We start from the raw sequence: 21,578 nt of genomic DNA on the forward strand, positions 1-21,578 counted from the left end.
AGCCATTTTGGCGTTTAGACTATGGACGGAGGTGTAAAAATGAGTAAAATTTTAGAAGCTAAACAAAGTGCAGTTGATGAAATTTCAGCTAAACTTGCAGATAGCGTATCTACAGTTATCGTGGACTATCGTGGACTAAATGTATCTGAGATTACTGAATTACGTAAGCAATTACGTGAAGCAGGCGTAGAATTTAAAGTATACAAAAACACATTAGTACGTCGTGCAGTAGAAGCTAAAGGTTTTGAAGGACTTCAAGAAGTGCTTACTGGACCAAACGCTATTGCTTTCAGTAACGAAGACGTTGTTCTTCCAGCTAAAATTTTGAATGACTTCGCGAAAGATCACGAAGCGCTTGAAATTAAAGCAGGTATCATTGAAGGGAATGTTTCTTCTCTTGATGAAATCAAAGCTCTTGCAACACTTCCATCTCGCGAAGGTTTGCTATCTATGCTTTGCAACGTATTACAAGCTCCTGTTCGCAACCTTGCTCTTGCTACAAAAGCAGTTGCGGATCAAAAAGCTGAACAAGAAGCTTAATTACCGGGTGTTAGCCCAATAAAAAAATTAAAACAATAATGGAGGAATTTTAAAATGGCTTTAAACATTGAAGAAATCATTGCTTCTGTAAAAGAAGCGTCTGTATTAGAACTTAACGATTTAGTAAAAGCAATCGAAGAAGAATTTGGCGTAACTGCTGCTGCTCCTGTAGCTGTAGCTGCTGCTGGTGCTGCTGGTGGCGCTGCTGAACAAACTGAATTCACAGTTGAATTAGCATCTGCTGGCGATTCTAAAATCAAGGTTATCAAAGTGGTTCGTGAAATCACTGGTCTTGGCTTAAAAGAAGCGAAAGAATTAGTTGATAACGCTCCTAAAGCAATCAAAGAAGGCGCTTCTAAAGAAGAAGCTGAAGAAATCAAAGCGAAACTTGAAGAAGTTGGCGCTGGCGTAGAATTCAAATAATTAATCGAAAGAGGCTGATTTGATTATCGGCCTCTTTTTTAGCTTGTTTTTAGGAATAAGCTTTTTTTAATTGTATTTTGTAAGTAAGCCGTGCTACTATTGAAAAGTAGAAAGTTTTTTGGAGGGCTATGTATGCATAAAAGTGTGTCTAAATCTGAGCTAGAGGTCATGAAGGTAGTATGGAGTTTTGGTCGAGCAGTTCAGTATGCTGATGTTGCCGAAAAACTGGGAGAGCAAGGTTTTGAATGGAAGAAAAATACCATTTTAACCTTTCTAGCACGATTAGTGGAGAAAAAAATAGTCGGTGTGAAAAAAGTCGGTAGAAAAAATGAATATTATGCACTTATGAGTGAGGAAGAATATTTAGGGAATCAAACGGAAGCGTTTTTAGAAAATGTTTATGAAGGCGACGTAAGAGGTTTAATTACGAATCTCGTCCAAAAGGATTTAATTTCGCCAGACGAAATCGATAATTTACAACAATTTTGGAAAAGGAAAAAATCAGACGAATGAGTGAATTACTTAAAATAATTTTGTCCATGTCAATAACATCAATCGTTTTAATACCTCTGGTTTGGCTTTTTAAAAAAGTATTCGGCCAATTTTTAACTAAAAGAAAGAGCTATTACGTTTGGCTCGTTGTGTTTTTCTTTTTGGTAGTGCCGTTTGCTTTTTTCTTTGTGCAAAAAAGTAGCGACTTTTTGTGGGCGACGCCTGGTGAGTTTGACGGGCTGACGTCCATGGTGATTGGGGAAGATGGTATTACGGTGGGGCGCGACACAAAAACAATAGTCATCCGTTTTATTTTGAATTATCTATGGGTGGCTTGGCTTATTGTTGCAGTCATCTTTTTAGTTTACCGGATTGCCTCTTATCGGAATTTTAAGAAATATGTTATGTCGGGTGCGCGTTTTCTTGATGATCCGGAGAAACTTGATATTCTTTCGGAAGCGATGGAGGAAGTTCAGATTACAACGCCGGTTGAAGTAGTGGTGAATCCAATTATTTCGTCGCCTATTTTTTTCGGGATTCGTCGGGGAACAATTGTGCTGCCGGGGACCTCGTTTTCTGACAAAGAGTTGTGGCATATATTTTTGCATGAATTGATTCATTGTAAGCGTCGGGATATGCTTTTTGTGTGGATTACGCAAGTTTTCACTTGTTTGTATTGGTTTAATCCTTTGATGTACTTTATGAATAAGCAAATGGAGCGGGACCGGGAGCTGGCCTGTGATGAGGGTGTTTTGGCTTGTTTGGCTGAGGATGAATATTTAGCCTACGGGGACACTTTGCTTCGATCGGTTGTCAAATCGGGAAAGTATAAGGAATCTTATGCGGCGGTTTCTTTGCACGAAAATGCGAAGACGCTTAAAGAACGACTTATTTCGATTGCGGCGTACAAAAAAGAGCGCGCTAGTTGGCTAGCATTTCTTTGCTTGGTTGGCACATTGTGCGTTGTTGGTTTGCTCGCTGATACTTTTCAGGCGAAGGTTTTTGCTTACGCGAAGGATAGTGGCATTGAAATCACGCGTAAAGATACTTCTGAAAAGGGCACGTTTTCTGCGATTGATTTGCAAGAGGCCGAGCAAAATGTCACGATTAAGAGCGGGGACGAGGAGTCTTTTGATGTGAGGGATTATGATGACGAGGCAGAATTAGTTGTGAAAAATGGCACATTAACTTATAAAAAGCCGAATCCTGAAACGCATGCGGATATTGAAATTACTTTAAAAAAAGATAAGGTTTATAATGGGATTCACGTTAAAACTTCTGGAAATACTGTGAAAATTTCGGATGTTCAGGCAAAAAAGATTAACGTTGAGGGGGCTGGCCTGTTAAATGAGTTTGATAATGTAAAAGCGGACACTCTTTTAGCGACAACTGATTCTGCAAACGTGAAGATAATGGGGGGACAGATCAAGGAGACTGTGCGCGTCCAGAGTAATCGTTCTTTTGTTCAAATTGGGAAATCACATGTAGGAAATCTTGACTTGTCGACTTTTTCAAACGCTGAATTAAATGAAACGGATATTACAGGTAAGTTTGCCATTAGTGGTGGAACCTTACTAGATGTTCAGAATGTAACGGCGAATGAGCTTGAGTTGACTACTAAGAGCGGCGGGAAAATGGGATTCCGAAATATGGTAGTTGAGAATGCGGCAAAAATAACGAATAATGAAAGTGCGCTCTTGGATTTTAATGGTGTCTTAAACGGGGATACTGTCATCTCTGTTGTGAGCCCTTTTGATACGAAAATTACGATTCAAGGAAGTATAAATGATTATGCGATAAAAGCTCAGGCGAGTCAGGCGGATACGTTTATTTTGAACGGCAGTCCGGTGAGCTATCCTTTTGAAAGCAATTTGGCGGCGCGAAATAAGATGCAAATCACGAATGATTCGAGCATTAGCAATCAATTTAAGTTGTTTTTTGCGAAATAAGTTTTCCACCTAGCAAATTTGTTAGGTGGATTTTTCTTTTTGGGTATTGACAAATTAAACTACGGATTGTAGAATTATAAATGTTCATAAAATCAAAAGAGGGTGTGCAGAATGGGATTATTTAGTAGAAAAGCAATAGTTGTTCCAGAAGAGTATGTAACTTTCAACAAATTCTCAGCAGACAAGGAAAAATTATTATGCGTAGGAGGCGCGACTACGGAGTGTAAGCACAAGGTGGAAACGAAATTAAGTGGTTGCAACAAAGATTTAAAGCTGTACTATCCAAAAAATCAAGCTGCGAAAATAATCAAATATTGGTTACCGATGTTTGAGATTTATGATGGTCATTCAGCGATGAGTCTCATTTCTAACTGGATTGAGAAAAATAACTATGTGAACACGGTTTCGGATAAGACAACTTTAGCTGTAAAAAAGGATATAAATCGAGCGGCGCAAAAGTTTAATTTCGATGCGACTTCGCTACTTCAATCCGCTGATAAAGTTAAAATATACGGAGCTTTTGATTTAGAGCGTCTTGGCTATATTGTGCGTGTTTGTTTTTCGGTAGGGTTTTTAACGGAAGATCAAGCATGGAACTGTCTGGAGCAATTATGGGAAGATGCGACGGAACATTTTGAAAATTGGGATGATTATATGGTGAGTTTTCTAAATGGGCAAGAAGAACTTGATACAAACTGGTATAGCGATACAATTGTATCATATGTTGAATTAAAACAGAATCAAGCAAGTTTAATAAATCGCTACAAACTAACATAAAAGAGGAGAACAAACATGAAGAAAATTTTAAGCTTTTTAACAGTATTATTAGTAGCTCTGGCGCTATCCGCTTGTGGTAGTGGAGATAAAAAAGCAAATTTGGAGAAAGATACATATGTTGCTGAAGTTAGTGGAGCCAATCTAGAGGCGACATTTACTCATGATGGAGATAAGTTGAAGAAAGTCGAACAAACAATGGAATATCCGCTTAGCTATTTCGGCCTTGCTGAAGGTGAGAAACTAGATGATGCAACGAAAAAAGAGTATGAAGAGAAAGCGAAAGAGCAGTATAAAGAATATGAAGACGGAAAAGGTACTTCTTTAAAAGCAACATTTACGGATGAGGCACTTAAACTTGAAATGTCTATTGACTTAGATAAAGTTGATGCAGATAAAGTAGGCGCATTACTCGGTGGAACAACTAATCCGAAAAATGTGAGTTATAAAGATACAGTTGAACAATTTGAAGCGCAAGGTTTTAAGAAAAAGGACGCGTAAATATCGCTCGTTTTGTATGAATAGATAAGTTTTAAGCCCGAAAGAGTAGATCTTTCGGGCTTTCTTTATACTAAAAATTCCATTTCGATTAGCCTCACTTCATGTGGTTTTAAGGCTTGCTGGACGATGTAAGTGTCTGTGACTTTCGCTGTATATTGAATGACTTTTGGGCGAGTAGAAAGTTTCAATTCATCAATTTGTCGCTCGGTTAAGTCTTTTTGCGCGCCGTTTTGAAGCCAAATATCCATTGCAGAGCCGTATTCGCGAGAAAGAATATGTTCGGTCACGCGATATGAGCCAGCCTTTAAATTTTGCAGTTCCAGATGAATAGCTGCCATTTTTTCTTCGGGGAAAGCTTGGTACGGGTCGTCAAACGCGATTTGTCCTTCTTGAAGGAAAATAGAATGGAAATGCTGATAATGATAAGTTAAAATCTGGTAACCGGTTTGGCTTTTCGTGACAATATAACGTTCGCCTTGCGATAAAATTCTAGAACCGAGTTTCTTTAAAAAGGAGAAGGCGAAAAAACCGCTTTTTTTAATGCCATTTCTTGTAAATAAGCCGAGCCCGCCGTGAAATTCCTGTTTAGGGGCGCGAAATTCTTCGTGGAAATCGCTTAAAAGCCAGTAACCGAAACTGTCGATGTGGACGTTGTTTTCAAGAATGTTTTTAATAATAAAAGGCGCTTTATAGGCGGAATCATTCGTTAAGTCGGCGTGACTAGGCGTGCTGTTCCACTCGGTTAGATGCCATTCTTTTATAGAGAGGTCAGAAAAAAGCGTTTTAACCATTTGAATCATAGCGCTTAAATAATGCAAATTGCCGCTCGAATAGGCAGGAAGCTGGGCGGACTGAGCATGATTAGTTGGCAGATTATCTGTGTAATAGCAGTGAAAGGAAACGAAATCAGGCGTTATTTTTTTGTTTTTTAGAAAATCGGCGAATTTTTTCACCGTGGGATTTTCAGGTTGGCTTGGGAAAGGAAAGATGCCCGGCGTCCCAATTTTGTAGTGCGGATTGATTTCGCGAATGGTTTGATAAGTTTCGGCGTAAAAGCAATTGAATGCCTCTATGGAATCCTGCCAGAAAATCGCAATATCAGGCTCATTCCAAATTTCAAAATACCAGCTAGCGACTTCTTTTTTGCCGTAGCGTTTTTCGATATGTAGGAAAAAATTTTTGACGAGAAAAAGCCATTTTTGCATGTCATTTGGGTAGGAAAGATAGCTTTTCTTGTGAAAATGATGATGCTCACTAGAACGTAGCTTTTCCGGCATGAAACCAATTTCGATAAAAGGTTTTAACTGATTCTTCAGCAGGAAATCAATGAGCATGTCGACATACGCAAAATTTAGTAGGGGCTCGCCTGCCGAATTTTCATCATAAACGTGCATCGCGTCATCGAAAATCCCGTGAAAACGGATGTACTCAAAACCAATTTCCTGCTGCGTTTCTTTCAACTGCTCTTGAACGGGGGCTAAAAAAAGTTCTTTTGCTTTGCTCACGGTAATGAGTTTTTGAAAACACCAATTGGCGGTTCGGCCGGGTTTGTTCATGGCAATTTGCGTAGCGGGAAGGGTTGTGTGGATAATGGAATCTTGTGGGTTGATGGTCTGATTTAAAAAGGGTGCTAAATGCTGATAAATCTCGTTCATATCAATTTCAATGTACTGCTTTTCGATGCTGTTGTTAGTAAAGGAAAATGCGGGTGTGCTTGTGTCGTTTTTCCGGTGTTCAGTTGGTGAAGCAGAATAAATTTCTTTGAAGGCTTTTACAAAGGCGGTTTCGCTTGGGAAGCCCGTATCAATTGCAATATTTTTAACAGAGTGATTGGTTGTCATGAGTTCTTTTGTTGCGGCGTTTAACCGAATTGAAGTTAGGAGCTGTTTGAAGGATTGTCCGGTTTGCTGGCGAATAAACTTGGAGAGATGGTCTTTGGACAGAAACACATGGCGCGCGAGTTCTTCGAGTGTTAGGTTCGTTTGGAAATTTGTGTTCATATAATTTAAAACGTCGGTTAGCCTAGCGATATGTTTTTCTTTTGGCTGGTTGGAAAGATTCTCAATTGGTGCAGAAAATTGATGGACAAGTGTGAAAAGGAGTTTATAGTATAAGCTTGTCAAATTTAAATAGCTGTCACTGCCTTCTTTGCACACTTCTTGAATCATTTCGGCAAAAATTTGCCGAATCTGGTCAAATGAAGCTTGTTCTTCACTTGAAAATTGGGAAGATTGGCAGTGAAATGTAAGGTGGTCGATATTTGGTATGCTTTTTTTTGCTTCGGCGAGAGGGATTTGTAGGACGAGCAACGTGTTGGATTCATGACCATGCAGTGCATGAATTTGGTTAGCATTAACGAGGAAAATGTCGTTTTCAGATAGCTGGTGCGATTTCAAATTGGTATAAAGCGAAATGCTCCCCTTTAAAACAAAAATAATCTCGATGCTGTCGTGCCAGTGGCTTGAAGTAGCAGTTAGACGGTGAATTAGGAGTCGAAAAGGAAGTTTGTCCTCGGTTTGAATCATCTCATATGCTTGTATCAAGCGGCTCACCTCAATAAATTTAGTTAATTTCTTAATTATTATAGCATATTTCTTTTTTTGAGAAAGCGTTATCTTTCTATGAAAAAGAAAATTCTGACTACTTTGATTTAAAACTGGATTATGGTCACTTTCGACTTCAATATGACTGTTCGTTCTGATTGGCGTTCTCTATAATGAAAGCGTAACCAAGTGAGGAGGGAAGACAATGGAATTAACTGAAGAGAAATTGCCGCAAAGTACGACGAGTGTGAAGCTCTCTGTTCGGGAAAAAGTAAGTTATGGCTTGGGCGACACGGCGAGTAATTTAGTTTTTAGCATGATTACGATGTACTTAATGTTCTATTATACAGATGTGGCGGGAATTAATATCGCCGCTGTTGGAACATTAATGCTTGTCGCAAGAGTTATTGATGCTTTTGACAGCCCAATTTTTGGTATACTAATTGATAAGACGAATACGAAATGGGGGAAATCTAGGCCGTGGTTTTTATGGCTTTGTGTGCCATTTGGGATTTTTGCCGTCTTGGCGTTTTCTGTACCCGACATGGGGGACTCTAGCAAGCTGATATACGCCTATGTGACGTACATCGTTCTTGGAATTTTATACGCGGGAATTAACCTTCCGCTCGGCTCGCTTTTGCCGAGTTTAACGACGGATCCGCAAGAGCGAACCGTTGCCAATACATGCCGCATGATGGGTGGACAGTTCGGTGCCCTCATCGTCGCTTTTGGTGGCTTATTTTTAGTGCAACTTTTGGGCGGGGGAAATGCGCAACGAGGATTTACCTTAACGATGGTTCTGTTTGCAAGCGCTGCCATTTTGATGTTCCTCACTACATTCGCGAATACTAGAGAACGTGTCAACATAAACAATGGTGCAGCGGTGCCGTTTAAGCAAAGTATTAAAGCACTCGTTCCGAATAAGCCGTGGTGGATTATTACGGCGCTTATGTTTATTACATGGACTTGTACATCGGCGAAAATGGCGAATACGGTTTATTTCTTAAAATATAATCTAGGAAATGAACAAATTGCGGGGATTGTGAATGGTTTAGGTACAATTGGGATTTTAGCTGGCCTTTTCATGGTGCCGATGATTTCTCAGAAAATGAAAACGCGTGATATTGTGATTTTAGGAAGTGGCATTGCCATTTTCGGACAGCTCATTCTATACATTTCGTCGCTATATAGTTCTATTCCAATTGTAATAATTGGGACGATTATCGGTTCCATTGGGAGCGGTTTGCCGGCGGGAATTATGGGCGTTATGTTGTCTGACACAATTGATTACGGGGAAGTGAAGTTTGGCGTTCGGGCCCAAGGACTCCTTTCAAGCGCGGTTGCTTTTGGCGTGAAATTTGGAATGGGTATCGGGGCAGCAATTAGTAGTTTGATACTTGGTATGGCGGGCTATACGGCCAATCAGGCGCAGGCAGGTGGGGCACTCCGGGCGATTGAAATGAATTTCGTTTGGCTGCCGGCAATTGGGTTCATTCTCATCATTTTAATCGTATTCTTCTATAAATTGGATGATGAACGAGATGCGATTCGAATGCAAATTGAGGAAAATCGACAACAGGAAGGATTGAAGGATATTGAATAGAGAAGTGGATTTAAGGAAGGCACCGTATTCGTTAACAGAGGAGGCCATCAATTGGGTGGAGGAAACGCTCGCGAATATGGACGAGGATACGAAAATTAAGCATTTATTTGCGCCCATTGCGATGAGTACGGATCAGGCGGAACTTACGGCGTGGGTGCAGGAATTTAAACCGGCTGGAATTATGTATCGCCCTTCGGCTGCGGCAGATATTCAGGCGGCGCATCGCATTTTGCAAGAGAATAGCGACATTCCACTTTTAATAGGTGCCAACGTGGAAGCAGGTGGAAATGGCTTGGCGTTTGAAGGTACATATGTTGGAAAACAGCTCCAAATTGCGGCTACAGATAATGTGGATTATGCTTATCAGCTTGGGAAAATATCAGGCGTGGAAGCTCGAGCGCTTGGATGCAATTGGGCGTTTGCGCCAATATTAGATGTTGACTATAATTTTAGAAATCCAATTACAAATGTACGGACGTTTGGTTCTGACCCGGAGCGCGTCGCAAAAATGGCGAAAGCCTACCAAGCAGGATTTGAGTCGGAGGGTGGTGCGGTTTCAATTAAACATTTCCCAGGTGATGGCGTGGACGAGCGCGACCAGCACTTGCACTTAACGCACAACTCGCTTTCTATCGAAGAATGGTGGAAGAGCTACGGCAAAATTTATCGCACGCTTATTGAGTCGGGCGCGCACACGGTGATGGCGGGGCATATTTCATTCCCGGAATACAGCCGCTCGAAAGGGCTCGCGGACGAAGAAATCATGCCGGCTACGCTGTCAAAAGAGTTGCTTTCGGACCTGCTGCGAGATGAACTTGGTTTTAACGGCATGATTGTTACGGACGCAAGCGTTATGGGCGGGTTTACGATGATGCACGAGCGCGCTTTCTCGGTGCCTTACTCGATTGCCTGCGGTGCGGATTTGTTCCTGTTCAATCGCGATTACGCCGAGGATATTGCTTACATGAAGGCTGGGATTAAAGCGGGTATTCTGACGATGGAACGCGTCCATGATGCCGTAAAACGCACGCTAGGTGTAAAGGCGTCAATTGGGTTGCACAAACAAAAAGCTGAAGGTCGTTTAGTTCCGAGCGCTGCGGCACTAGCCACAATTGGTACGGCAGAACACGAGGAAATAGCGCGCGAAATAGCTGACCAAGCTATCACACTCGTGAAAAATAAGGAAGCCATTTTGCCGATTAATCCGCAGAAGCGAAAACGAGTTTACTTGCAGGCGCTTGGCGTAACAGAGGAAACTGAAATTTACCGATATTTTATCCAAAAGTTAGAAGAAGTTGGTTTTATTGTTGATGTGAAGCCAATTGAGGGCTGGGGCTTTAAAGATATGAGCATTTCGGTTGAACAGGTGAAGGCGGACTACGATTTAGCGATTTTTTATGCGAACGAGGCGACGATGAGTAATCGCACGCAAGTTAGGTTGAACTGGGGCATGCTTGGATTTAATATTCCGTGGTTCTTGAAGGAGCTGCCAACGATTGTTATTTCAACGTCGAATCCGTACCACCTAATTGATGTCCCGCAAGTGAAAACGCTGATTAACGGCTACTCAGACAGTAAATATGTTATTGATGCAATTATTCAGAAGCTCATTGGCGAAAGCGAATTTGTTGGCATTAACCCTGTAGATCCGTTTTGCGGTGACCGTTGGGATTTAAAACTATAAGAGGTGAGAAAGTGATGTCAGACTACAGAAAAGATTTACAGTTTCTAGGTAAATATACAGATTTGGAAAAAGAAGATGGAATTGAAGTTTATTTTAAGAAAACAAGAAATCAAAATCCCGGAGAACTAAATCCGTATCTTGCAGCGGATATGCGTAAGGCACAAGAAGGCGGGACGAATCAGGCGGTGGGCGAAATGCCGCAAGATGTGGACTTGTCAAACGTTGAGGCAGCATCGATGGCGGCGCTTGCGATGCGCCAAATGATGGGGAGCGCCAATGTGGACTTGTCAAACAATATCGAGGTCGCTGAGCATACGATTAAAACTGCAGAAGGAAGTTTCCCTGTCCGTGTATACCGTCACATGAATCAGAAAGACAAAGCGCCCGCAATTATTTTCTATCACGGCGGCGGCTTTATTGGTGGAAAAATGGACGTTGTAGAAAACTTCTGCAAAGGGCTATCGGAAAAGCTTCCAGCCGTCGTCATTAACGTGGGCTATCATTTGGCACCGGAACATCCCGCCCCTGCCGCGACAAATGATGCGTATCAGGCGGTGCTTTGGGTCGTACAAAATGCCGACATGTTACACGCAGATGCTTCGAAAATTGTCGTTTCAGGAGATAGTGCAGGTGGCACACTTGCCGCAGCCGCCTCCTTCATCGACCGTGAAAAGGGCACTAACTACATCGGCATGCAGGCGCTACTCTACCCATCGCTCACACTTTTAGATGAGGAAAATCAAAAATATGCATGGCCAATCGAACGCTTTCACTTTGAAAAAAATTTAGAAAAACAAATGGGCGACGCGTTTAATTCAATGGGAGGCGCCAATGTTATTTTGCGGACGGCTTACGTGAGAGACCAAGATCCAGCGAGCCCAATTTATTCGCCGCTCTCGGCAAAAGACAAATCAGTCTATCCGCCAACACTCCTTGTAAGCGCCGAATTTGACTATTTAAGACCATTTGCAAATGTGTTTGCCAAAGAACTAGAAGAAGCCGGCGTGAAGACGAAATCAATTTGCTACGTGGGAATGATGCACGCCTTTATTGATAAGTATGGTATTTTCCCGCAAGCAGAAGATTGTGCAGAAGAAGTCATAAAAATGATGCAAGAAGTTTTCCAAGACTGACCTTTCCAGAATTTCTTCCCCTATGTTATATTTAATGGTGAGAGAAATGGGGGAAGAAATTTGACAAAGCATTATTTTTCTAATAACGATGATTTAAAACATGCGCGGAAATATTTGAATTTTGTTCTTCGGGGAAATGAATTTAAATTTATAAGTGATGCAGGTGTTTTTTCAAAAAATGCGGTAGACTTTGGTTCGCGTGTTTTAATAGAGGCGTTCCAGTTAAACAAGACAACAGGACGCATTTTAGATGTCGGTTGCGGTTACGGGCCAATTGGCCTCGCTATCGCGAAAAGCTTTCCAGAAGCTACGATTGATATGGTGGATGTCAATTTACGCGCGCTAGAACTTGCGAAGGAAAACGCGGCTTTAAACCACATTCAAAATGTGCAAATTTTTGAAAGCTCCGTGTATGAAAATGTTTCTAAAACAGACTATCAGGCGATTTTAAGCAACCCGCCGATTCGTGCCGGAAAAAAAGTGGTCCATGCGATTTTGGAAGAAGCTCATGGCTATTTAGCGGACTTCGGGGAGCTATGGATTGTAATTCAGAAAAAACAAGGCGGCCCTTCGGCGGCAAAGAAAATGGAAGAAGTTTTCGGAAACGTCGAAACGGTTGTGAAAGAGAAAGGTTATTTCATTTTTAAAAGCACAAAATAAAGCGTAGTGCCTGTTTATAGCGTTTCTTGGTGAAGGATTCTTGTCTGTATGATGGCGAGAATCCTTTTTTATCCGTGTAGACTTGAGTAGCTAAATTATATATTTCGTCCTTTTTTATCTATGTTTTGTATCTTTTGAGAAATTTTTTCTTTCGCTAAAATAAAAGTACACGAGAAACTGTTTTTCAGAAGAAAGGGAGAGAGTCATGAAGAAATTGGGACGCGAATTTATGAAAAATAAAGCTTTTCTGGCAATGTGCTTGCCGGGATTTGCTTGGCTAATTGTGTTCTTTTATATTCCAGTTTTCGGAAACGTTGTCGCGTTTAAAGACTTCCAGTATGCAGCTGGCGGCTTTATTGACAGCTTGAAAGCAAGCCCTTGGGTCGGCTTTGATAACTTTAAATTTCTATTTAGTTCGGACAATGCTTATTTGATTACACGAAATACCGTGCTATACAATTTAGCGTTTATTGTGCTAGGACTTATTGTGGCAGTAATGATTGCGATTATAATGAGCGAATTGCGTTCGAAAAAACTTGTTAAAGTCTATCAAACGTCGATGCTATTGCCTTACTTTTTATCATGGGTTGTTATTAGCTATTTTGTTTACGCTTTCTTGAGCCCAGACAAAGGGCTTTTAAACAGCATCATCGTTGCAAACGGCGGCGAAGCGATTAGCTGGTATACAGAACCAAAATACTGGCCGTACATTTTGGTGTTCATGGGAATATGGAAAGGCGTCGGTTACAACAGTATTATTTATTTTGCAACGATTATGGGAATCGACCCGACTTATTATGAAGCAGCACAAATGGACGGTGCAAGCAAGTGGCAGCAAGTAAAAAACGTTACGTTACCACAGCTTGTCCCACTCATTACCATCTTATCCATTTTAGCAGTCGGGAATATCTTCCGAGCAGACTTCGGTTTATTCTACCAAGTTCCGCGAAATTCAGGCGCACTTTATGAAGTAACTTCCGTACTTGATACATATATTTATAACGGTTTAACAAGTACCGGAGATATTGGAATGGCCGCCGCGGCAGGGCTTTACCAATCATTAGTTGGATTTATTCTCGTAGTTGGAACAAATCTGATTGTCCGCAAATATGATCCGGAATCCGCACTTTTCTAGGAGGGAGTAAACAATGGCAGAGAAAAAAATCAAAATTACAGAAGTAAGGCACCGCACTTTTGGGAAAAAAACGAATTTACTCTTCTCCATTTTAATAGGTTTATTCGCCTTTACGTGTGTGTTTCCGCTCGTTTTTGTTATCATTATTTCTTTGACGGGCGAGAATGCCCTTGTAACAGAAGGGTATCAACTTATTCCTTCTGAGTGGAGTTTCGATGGTTATCGCTATCTCTATGAAATGAAAGACCAAATTTTGCAATCGCTATTCGTAACCGTCTTTGTAACGGTTTTCGGAACAATCATCAATGTAAGTTTCACATCTACATATGCGTACGCGATTTCAAGACCGAATTTTAAATGGCGCCGTTTCTTAACCATTTTTGCGCTAATTACGATGTTATTTAGCCCAGGAATGGTACCAAACTATATCATCATGACAAACTTACTCCAACTTAAAGACACAGTTTGGGCACTAATTTTACCAATGGCATTAAGTCCATTTAATATTATTGTCATGCGAACGTTCTTTAATCGTTCTGTATCAAATTCAATTATTGAATCCGCACGAATTGACGGGGCAAGTGAAATTCGTATCTTCGTTAAAATCGTATTACCACTTGCCGTTCCCGGAATTGCGACAATTAGTTTATTTGCCGCATTAGGTTATTGGAATGACTGGTTTAACGCCTTGCTTTATATTCAAAGCGACAATCTAGTCCCATTACAATATCTACTTATGAAGATTCAATCAAATATCGATTATATGGCTCAAAATGCCGGAATGAGCGGCAACATGGCAGGTGGCCTTGCGACAATTCCACGTGAAGCAACTCGAATGGCGATGGTCGTTATTTCCACACTACCAATTGCCCTAAGCTATCCATTCTTCCAAAAATATTTCGTCAGAGGAATGACAATCGGTGGCGTAAAAGAATAAGGCCTTTCAGGGAGCAGTTTATTCTGCTTCCTTTCTGGCGTTTTTAAAAGGAGAGAGAAGCATGATTGGACGCGCGATAGAACAAATCTTTATACGGTGCTACACCGTCATTAAATTAAACCTCATTTTTGTCGGCCTAATGTTTTGCGGCGGCATTATTTTAGGAGTCGGCCCAGCGTGGTCGGCCATCACACAACTCGCTTTTGAGCAAGGATTTTCCTACAAAGAAATAACTTGGAAAAGAGCTTTTGCACAGTTTAAAGCAAGTTTTAAACGTGGGAATGCATTGTTTTACTTGTTTGCAGGCGCATTTGCACTCCTTGCCTACAATTTATTTCTAGTCGTCCAAATGAAGGGCCTCGTTTTCTTTATCATTACTTTCGTACTCGCGTTTTGCCTATGCGTGCTTTTTTTAGGCTACTTCTTCGTACTCATAACCGATGCGCGCTACGAAACAACTGTGAGAAATATTTTAAATCTATCTGTCATGGCGTTTTTCAGCAATTTTTTCACGCTCATTAAAATGGCCTTAGGCTTTTTCGTTGTCGGTTTTTTGACCTTTAAATATCCTGCACTACTATTATTCGGTGTGGAAGCAATCGCAATCTTTTTTGCCCTATTTATTACCCGTGGAGTTTATGAGATGATAAACAAGAAGTTTGAACTGGAATAAGAGGATGTGGGAGTTTTGTGAAAAAGAAAAATGTTTTCATGTATTTGTTAAAGTGGTATGCCGTCATCTTAATTGTTGGCATCACTATTTTTTCAGCGTTTGTAAGTTACTTTATTTTTGAGCGCGACGAAAAGATTGCGCAAACTGCAACGAATCAATCCGCCGGACATGTAGCAGACATTATCTCGGGGAAAAATTCTAAATTAGAGTTGATTACACGTGATTTACTCAGCAATCAAGCAAAAGTAGATAGCATGCATCATTTTTTTGATATGAATAGCGAAGATTATTTGAATTACAGCCTGCATGCCGAAACGAGTACAGAATATAATTATTTACCACTGCGACTGCGCGAAATTTATTATGATGATGAAAGCGTTCAGTCCATTGCCATTTCGCTCGAAGACGAAAAGCAAGTGCTCTACTCCGATTTAACGAATAAAAACGGCTACTTAGTCGATGCTGTCCCAAAAGAAGAAAACGGTATTCGTTTGCAGAAAAATTTGTTAAATCCGGCGACACTTGAAAAAATGGGCGACTTCTATTTAACGCTCCGCCCAGACGAGTTTAAGGAAACGCTCTCGACATATGGAGAGGACTTGCCAGTTTCGCTCTATATTTTAACCGAACAAGGAAACCTTGTATTTAATTATCAAATGGATAAAAACGATCAAAGTAAGGAAACTTTAGATGCCCAACTACCAAATGGCATCGATAAAACTTTAAGCGAACTAAACAAAAAATATATCGTCAAGCACGTGACATTAGCAAACGGCTATCAAGTCATCACGCTGATTTCCAATCAAAATGTATGGTACTCCATGCAAAGTTCACTTATCTTTTTATGGGTAGGCGTATTTTTACTTAATTTATTACTTATTTCAGCACTCTATAAAATTTTTTCAAAATATAATAGGCAAGTAAAAGGCATTCTTTATTCCATTCAAGATGTTTCAAATGGGGAGCTCGCAGCACGAATTGATGAGGGCAGTAAAGAAGGGGAACTATACGCGATTTCACACGGGATAAACGCAATGCTCTACAGTATTAATCAATACATTACCGATATTTATGAACTAGAAATTGCGCAAAAAGATGCCAATATGCGGGCGCTCCAGTCGCAAATTAATCCGCATTTCTTGTACAACACGCTCGAGTATATTCGTATGTATGCGGTAAGCCTTGAAGCAGATGAACTTGCAGAAGTCGTATACGCGTTTGCTGCGCTACTTAGAAATAATATTTCACAAGAGAAAACAACGACGGTCGCCGCTGAACTCGATTTTTGTGAAAAATATTTTTACTTGTATCAGATGCGTTATCCCGATCGTCTGGCGTATTCTTTTTCGGTCGCGCAAGAAGTGCGAGATGTGCGAATTCCGAAATTTATTATTCAGCCGTTACTTGAGAATTATTTTGTTCACGGCGTCGACTACACGCGAATTGATAATGCCGGTAGCATAAAAGCCTTTTTGGAAGAGGAAATGGTCGTCATTATTGTGAAGGATAATGGCATGGGCATGTCGCCTGAGAAGCTAGTCGAATTGGAGGAAGATTTACTTAAAGATAATTCTCTTGAAGAAGGAAAATCAATTGGCATTAAAAACGTAAATGAAAGAATGCGCGGTTTTTTTGGAAGTTTGTATCGTATGCGAATTATGCAAAACGAAACGGGTGGCGTAACGATTGAAATTCGTTTTCCTTTAAAAAAAGAGAGGAGTGAATCCTAGTGTACCGAGTTCTTTTAGTAGACGATGAATATATGATTGTAAATGGACTGAAAAAGCTAATTTCTTGGCAGGAGTATGGCTATGAAGTTGTGGGAACTGCTGCCAATGGAGAAGAAGCGCTCAACTACGTTCGCAAAAACCCAATTGATTTAGTCGTTGTTGATGTCAACATGCCAGTTCTTTCGGGAATTGAATTTGTTGCGAAAGCGAGAGAGGAAGGGATTCCATTTCGCTTCATCATGCTTTCTGGTTATCAGGAATTTCAATATGTGAAAGATACGCTGAAACTTGGCACGGAAAATTATTTGCTGAAACCGGTGAATAAAGCGGAGATGATTGAAACGCTACATGCCGTAACGAAAGCGCTAAAACAAGATGAACAAGACGAACGCGATCAAGGGTATCTGGCGGAATATTTCATTCTCAGTTGGATTCATGGCGATATCATTTATAGTGATTTAAGCACGTATTTACTAGAAAATAAGATTGACGTTTTAACGGAAAACTACACGGTTATTTTTATAAAACGCGGGCCAAATGAGACGCGGATTCAAGAGTATTTAATTCTAGAAAATCAGCCGCTCGTTCATTATGCGCTAGAAATTGATATGTGGTTGCTTATTTATCTGGGGGATAAAATGCCGCTTAAAATTTTTACTGGGAAGATGAAATCGGCGCTTGGTTTAAGTGATGCGGATTTAGTTGTCGGGGAAACGGTTGTCGATATGAAAGATGTGCCGTCAAGTTACGACAGCGCACTTAGTTCCAGTAGGCTACATGAATTCTACGATTTTAACGGTCTGAAAAATAGCGATGTGGGCGATGTGGATGCGCGCGGGGCGCTACCGAGTATTTCTTTTGTTGAATTTAATAAAGCTTTATCGCTGCGGGATTTTGAAACGATTCAAGGTGAAATTGAAATTATCTTTGCAAAATTACGTGCAGCAGCCGCAAAACCAGATTACACCCGGCATATCATTTTCCTGATTTTCATTGACCTATATCGCCAATTCGAAGGTTTAAGTGAAACATTTTACCAAAATCAGGCGGAAAAGATTACATCGGGCCTTAATTTTGAAGAACTTGAACCGGTCATTTGGGACACGATAGAAGAAATTAGAAGTAGTAAAGGTCGGAGAATGTATTCGCAGCACGTGCAAGACGTTATCGAAATCGTCCAAGAGGAATATCATCTTGCACTGTCGCTGAAGGAAATCGCTGGCAGGATTCACATGAACACGATGTACCTCGGTCAGCTTTTCAAAAAAGAAACGAACAAAAGTTTTTCCCAGTGTTTGCATCAATATCGCATTAAGCAGGCGCAAAGTTTCTTGGTGGATACGGGCATGACGATTAGCGAAATCGCGGAAAAAACGGGTTATACGAGCGCGGGCTACTTCTATAAAAGTTTTAAGAAGATTTGCGGCATCTCGCCAAAGGAGTTTCGTGAGGAATATCAAGCGAATTTCGACCCTATCGAATAGGAGGAAAAAGCGTGAAATACAAAGAAAAATATTTAACAGGCGAATATCTTTCGTTTAAAAAGGGCGCGTTTAAATTGCGCTTGGAAAGCCGCTTCATTCGCTTCGGCAAGCCAGTAGATGTGCCGTACGGAATGAAGAACCCGAGACACTTATTTGACATTTTGCCGGGTGACACGGAAGAAATGTGCGATTTAAGACTGCGTCACGTTTTTGACCGTGGGATTCTAGGCGATGGCTTTAGACTTGAGGTTGACCGGGAGCTAGTGACCATTCACGCGTCTTGTCGGCGCGGCCTGAGATATGGAATGGAAGCGTTTATGGAGCACATTGTGATGCGTGCGGATACGATTTTTGTGCCACTTGGGGCAATTAGTCACGCGGCGTCCTTGCCGATGCGCGGCATTGTTGAAGGTTTTTATGGCAGACCATGGCAGCACGAGGACAGGCTAGAAGCTCTCCGGTTCATTCGTGACCATAAGCTGAACACATATATGTACGCGCCAAAACATGATACGCTTTCTCGCATGAATTGGCGTGAGTTTTATCCCGAAAAGGAACTTGCTCTTTTTGAAGAATATGTGCATTTTTCGGCCGACTGGGACATTGATTTTTACTATATGATTAGCCCGGGAAATGATATTGATTATACGTCAGAGGCTGATTTAAAGGCCCTTTTTGCGAAATTAAAGCAGCTAATTGATGTTGGTGTGACGCGTTTTGGTTTGTTGCTCGATGATATTGACTATATTTTGAAAGGCGAAACAAAAAAGCGCTTTGCGACGCCGGGCGTGGCGCATGCCTATTTAGTTCGCGCGGTTGATGCGTTTTTGCGCGAGACGCTTGTTCATTACGAGCTTGTCGTCTGTCCGACCGAATATGACAATGGCTTTGATTCGCCGTATTTGGAAGAGCTCGAAAAACATACGCCGCCTGAAATTCCGTTCTTTTGGACGGGCCCCGAGACGCTCGCGCATGCGATTACAACGGCTGATATGCAGCGCATGCGGGACGTGTACGGGCATCCCATTATTGTTTGGGATAACACGCCGGTCAACGACTTTGAGGACGATAAGAAGCAATTTTTTCTTTCTCCTTATGAAAATCGGACGCCGTATTTGGCGGAAAACGGTGCAATTGGGCTTGTCGCAAATCCGATGCCCGCACTGGAACTCTCCAAAATCACGCTTCATCATATGAGCCAGTTCGCCTGGTACAGTGGCAGCGAGGATTTTGACGCGGTCCTCACCGAATTTGCAGGCGACTTCCTGCCAAGTTTTCGGATTTTCATAGCGCACAATCAAAATACCCGCGTTCATTTTGGCTTGTCGTTGCACCATCAAACGTTGCTCCGCGAAAAAGATGCAGAAGGAATTTATGACGAAGTAGAAAAACTCGTTTTGGCGCTGCGTGAGCTAGGAAAGCTACCCAATTCGCGCTTTCAAACTGAAATCGCACCGTGCCTAATGCGTGCGGAATGCGAACTCGTTTTAGCCCAAGCGCTTGTCGAAAACGATCTACCAAAAGCAACTAAAACTGCGGAGGAGCTCGCCGAAATGGACTACCAGACGAGTTCAAATTTACCGTATCGATTATACAAAAACTATAGTTTATAGCTTTTTTAATATGATTTATACCTTTTTGGAAGTATGGACAAATAGTATAATTTTTTCTAGAAAGCGTTTTCTTTATTTGGATTAAACTATATATTTTAAAGAGGAGTGGAAGGAAAAATGAAAAAGTGGATAAAGGTATTAACAACAGGAATTCTCGCAACAGTCCTTCTTGTTTCACTATCGGCGTGTGGTTCATCTGATTCTGCAAAAGGCAGCGATAAAGATACAATTGTCATGTATCAAATCGGAGATAAACCAGAAGGCTTCGATAAGTTGTTAGCAAAAGCAAACGAAACAATTGAAAAAGAAACGGGCGCTAAGCTTGATATGCGTTTCATTTCTTGGGGTGACTACGACAAGAAAATGTCCGTTATGGTATCCTCAGGTGAAAACTACGATATCGCCTTCGCAAATAACTATGTCATCAACGCACAAAAAGGCGCATACGCTGATTTAACGGAACTTTTACCGAAATATGCTAAAGAAGCTTACGATCAACTAGACCCTGCTTATATAAAAGGGAATTCGATTAATGGGAAATTGTACGCGATGCCTGTAAACGGCAATGTGTTCGCGCAACAAGTTCTAACATTCAACAAGCAATACTTGGATAAATATAATTTAGATGTATCAAATGTAAATACGTATGCGGATTTAGAACCACTTCTAGCGACAATTAAGAAAAACGAAAAAAGTGTTATGCCGCTAGCCGCTGGACAAGGCTTTAAAGTAGAGGCAGAATTAGAATATCCAATTGAAAATGGCATGCCATTTGCCGTAGACCTAAAAGGTGATACAACGAAAATTGTGAACCAGTTTGATACAACAGAACTACGTGACAATTTACGCGCAATGCATGGTTTCTACAAAAAAGGCTATATCGCACAAGATGCTGCAACGAATACAACGGAATACCCATTAGACGGGGCAACTTGGTTTGCTCGTCAAGAAACACAAGGTCCATATGATTACGGTGATATGTTACTTACGCAAGTTGCTGGTCAGGAACTTGTATCCCGTCCAATTACAAACCCATCTAAAACAAATGCGCAATCTCAAATGGCAAACTTTGTCGTTTCAAGTAACTCAAAAAACAAAGAAAAAGCAGTTGAGGTTCTCGGCGTTTTAAATTCTAATCCAGACGTGCTAAACACACTTGTTTACGGTGAAGAAGGTAAAAGTTGGGAAAAAACAGATAATGGTCACGCAAAAATATTAGATGGCTACAAAGCGAACAACCATTTATCTGCTTGGAACACAGGAAATAACAAAATTCTTTACCCAACTGCAAACATTACGGATGACATGATTAAAACACGCGATGATTCTATTGCAAACGCAACACAGTCACCACTTCTCGGTTTTAACGTCAAAACGGATTCCATTAAAACCGAGCTTTCAAACATTGCTAACGTAATGAATCAATACATCGATGGTTTAAACACAGGAACTCTTGATCCAGATAAAGCAATCCCAGAAATGAACAAAAAACTCGAAAAAGCTGGCTACGAAAAGGTTAGAAAAGAACTACAAAAACAATACGATGCTTTTTTGAAAGAAAATAAATAAACGAATACAAAACGAGGTGGGAAAACATTTTCCCACCTCGTTTTTTATTGAAGGTCCATAAAGCTGTTTTTTGGGTGTATAAATGCCGGAAAATTTCACAAAGTAGTCACAACTCACCTCCTGTTTGAATGGTAT

18 protein-coding genes and 1 other annotated feature (1 of these 19 only partly in view) are annotated in these 21,578 nt (G+C 40.9%); of the genes, 17 read left to right on the forward strand and 1 reads right to left on the reverse strand.

Translation table 11 applies throughout. The features are described from left to right. Positions 1-4, forward strand: a sequence feature (ribosomal protein L10 leader region); it begins 137 nt to the left of the window's first position. 35 nt (positions 5-39) lie between these two features. The 6 genes from rplJ (at position 40) to CFT42_RS12850 (ending at position 4,679) form a co-directional block, all read left to right on the forward strand. Continuing rightward, a complete protein-coding gene (gene rplJ, locus CFT42_RS12825) occupies positions 40-540 on the forward strand; it encodes a 50S ribosomal protein L10 (RefSeq protein ID WP_088811005.1) in 501 nt (166 codons plus the stop codon). A gap of 54 nt (positions 541-594) precedes the next feature. Further along, the gene (gene rplL, locus CFT42_RS12830) at positions 595-963 is read left to right on the forward strand and encodes a 50S ribosomal protein L7/L12 (RefSeq protein WP_088811004.1); all 369 of its coding nucleotides are present in this window, start codon (positions 595-597) and stop codon (positions 961-963) included. A 132-nt stretch (positions 964-1,095) separates the two neighbouring features. Beyond that, positions 1,096-1,476, forward strand: coding sequence for a BlaI/MecI/CopY family transcriptional regulator (locus tag CFT42_RS12835; protein ID WP_088816299.1), 381 nt, complete (start codon positions 1,096-1,098; stop codon positions 1,474-1,476). Then, on the forward strand, positions 1,473-3,404 hold the full coding sequence (locus CFT42_RS12840; protein WP_088816300.1) for a M56 family metallopeptidase: 1,932 nt from the start codon (positions 1,473-1,475) through the stop codon (positions 3,402-3,404). Before CFT42_RS12835 ends, CFT42_RS12840 begins: the two co-directional genes overlap by 4 nt. Positions 3,405-3,515: 111 nt before the next feature. Beyond that, complete coding sequence (locus tag CFT42_RS12845) at positions 3,516-4,181, forward strand: DUF1266 domain-containing protein (RefSeq protein ID WP_088811001.1); 666 nt, start codon at positions 3,516-3,518, stop codon at positions 4,179-4,181. A 15-nt stretch (positions 4,182-4,196) separates the two neighbouring features. Beyond that, positions 4,197-4,679: a DUF1307 domain-containing protein gene (locus CFT42_RS12850; protein WP_088811000.1), complete on the forward strand. Its 483-nt coding sequence runs from the start codon at positions 4,197-4,199 to the stop codon at positions 4,677-4,679. Between the two features lie 65 nt (positions 4,680-4,744). On the opposite strand, the gene CFT42_RS12855 is transcribed toward CFT42_RS12850, so the two are convergent. Beyond that, complete coding sequence (locus CFT42_RS12855; RefSeq protein ID WP_088816301.1) at positions 4,745-7,222, reverse strand: GH39 family glycosyl hydrolase; 2,478 nt, start codon at positions 7,220-7,222, stop codon at positions 4,745-4,747. A 205-nt stretch (positions 7,223-7,427) separates the two neighbouring features. Between CFT42_RS12855 and CFT42_RS12860 the strand changes: the two genes are divergently transcribed. The 11 genes from CFT42_RS12860 to CFT42_RS12910 all read left to right on the forward strand — a co-directional run bounded on the left by CFT42_RS12860 (position 7,428) and on the right by CFT42_RS12910 (position 21,443). Beyond that, on the forward strand, positions 7,428-8,825 hold the full coding sequence (locus tag CFT42_RS12860) for a glycoside-pentoside-hexuronide (GPH):cation symporter (protein ID WP_088810998.1): 1,398 nt from the start codon (positions 7,428-7,430) through the stop codon (positions 8,823-8,825). Next, the gene (locus tag CFT42_RS12865; protein ID WP_244169975.1) at positions 8,818-10,509 is read left to right on the forward strand and encodes a glycoside hydrolase family 3 protein; all 1,692 of its coding nucleotides are present in this window, start codon (positions 8,818-8,820) and stop codon (positions 10,507-10,509) included. The genes CFT42_RS12860 and CFT42_RS12865 overlap by 8 nt, the downstream gene beginning before the upstream one ends. Positions 10,510-10,523: 14 nt before the next feature. After that, positions 10,524-11,642, forward strand: a complete 1,119-nt coding sequence (locus tag CFT42_RS12870; RefSeq protein ID WP_088816302.1) for an alpha/beta hydrolase — start codon at positions 10,524-10,526, stop codon at positions 11,640-11,642. Between the two features lie 60 nt (positions 11,643-11,702). Then, entirely contained in the window at positions 11,703-12,302 is a 600-nt protein-coding gene (locus tag CFT42_RS12875; RefSeq protein ID WP_088816303.1) for a class I SAM-dependent methyltransferase, read from the forward strand. 205 nt (positions 12,303-12,507) lie between these two features. Then, entirely contained in the window at positions 12,508-13,437 is a 930-nt protein-coding gene (locus tag CFT42_RS12880) for an ABC transporter permease (protein ID WP_088810995.1), read from the forward strand. A 13-nt stretch (positions 13,438-13,450) separates the two neighbouring features. Continuing rightward, positions 13,451-14,374, forward strand: a complete 924-nt coding sequence (locus tag CFT42_RS12885) for a carbohydrate ABC transporter permease (RefSeq protein ID WP_088810994.1) — start codon at positions 13,451-13,453, stop codon at positions 14,372-14,374. A 61-nt stretch (positions 14,375-14,435) separates the two neighbouring features. Next, on the forward strand, positions 14,436-15,047 hold the full coding sequence (locus tag CFT42_RS12890; RefSeq protein ID WP_088816304.1) for a YesL family protein: 612 nt from the start codon (positions 14,436-14,438) through the stop codon (positions 15,045-15,047). 17 nt (positions 15,048-15,064) lie between these two features. Then, positions 15,065-16,777: a sensor histidine kinase gene (locus CFT42_RS12895; protein ID WP_088816305.1), complete on the forward strand. Its 1,713-nt coding sequence runs from the start codon at positions 15,065-15,067 to the stop codon at positions 16,775-16,777. Then, positions 16,777-18,261, forward strand: coding sequence for a response regulator transcription factor (locus tag CFT42_RS12900; RefSeq protein WP_088816306.1), 1,485 nt, complete (start codon positions 16,777-16,779; stop codon positions 18,259-18,261). Before CFT42_RS12895 ends, CFT42_RS12900 begins: the two co-directional genes overlap by 1 nt. An 11-nt stretch (positions 18,262-18,272) precedes the next feature. Continuing rightward, positions 18,273-19,874, forward strand: a complete 1,602-nt coding sequence (locus CFT42_RS12905; protein WP_088816307.1) for a beta-N-acetylglucosaminidase domain-containing protein — start codon at positions 18,273-18,275, stop codon at positions 19,872-19,874. Positions 19,875-19,991: 117 nt separating this feature from the next. Next, on the forward strand, positions 19,992-21,443 hold the full coding sequence (locus CFT42_RS12910) for an ABC transporter substrate-binding protein (protein ID WP_088810989.1): 1,452 nt from the start codon (positions 19,992-19,994) through the stop codon (positions 21,441-21,443). Positions 21,444-21,578: the final 135 nt, after the last annotated feature.

Source organism: Listeria goaensis (assembly GCF_900186125.1).
GTDB lineage: Bacteria > Bacillota > Bacilli > Lactobacillales > Listeriaceae > Listeria > Listeria goaensis.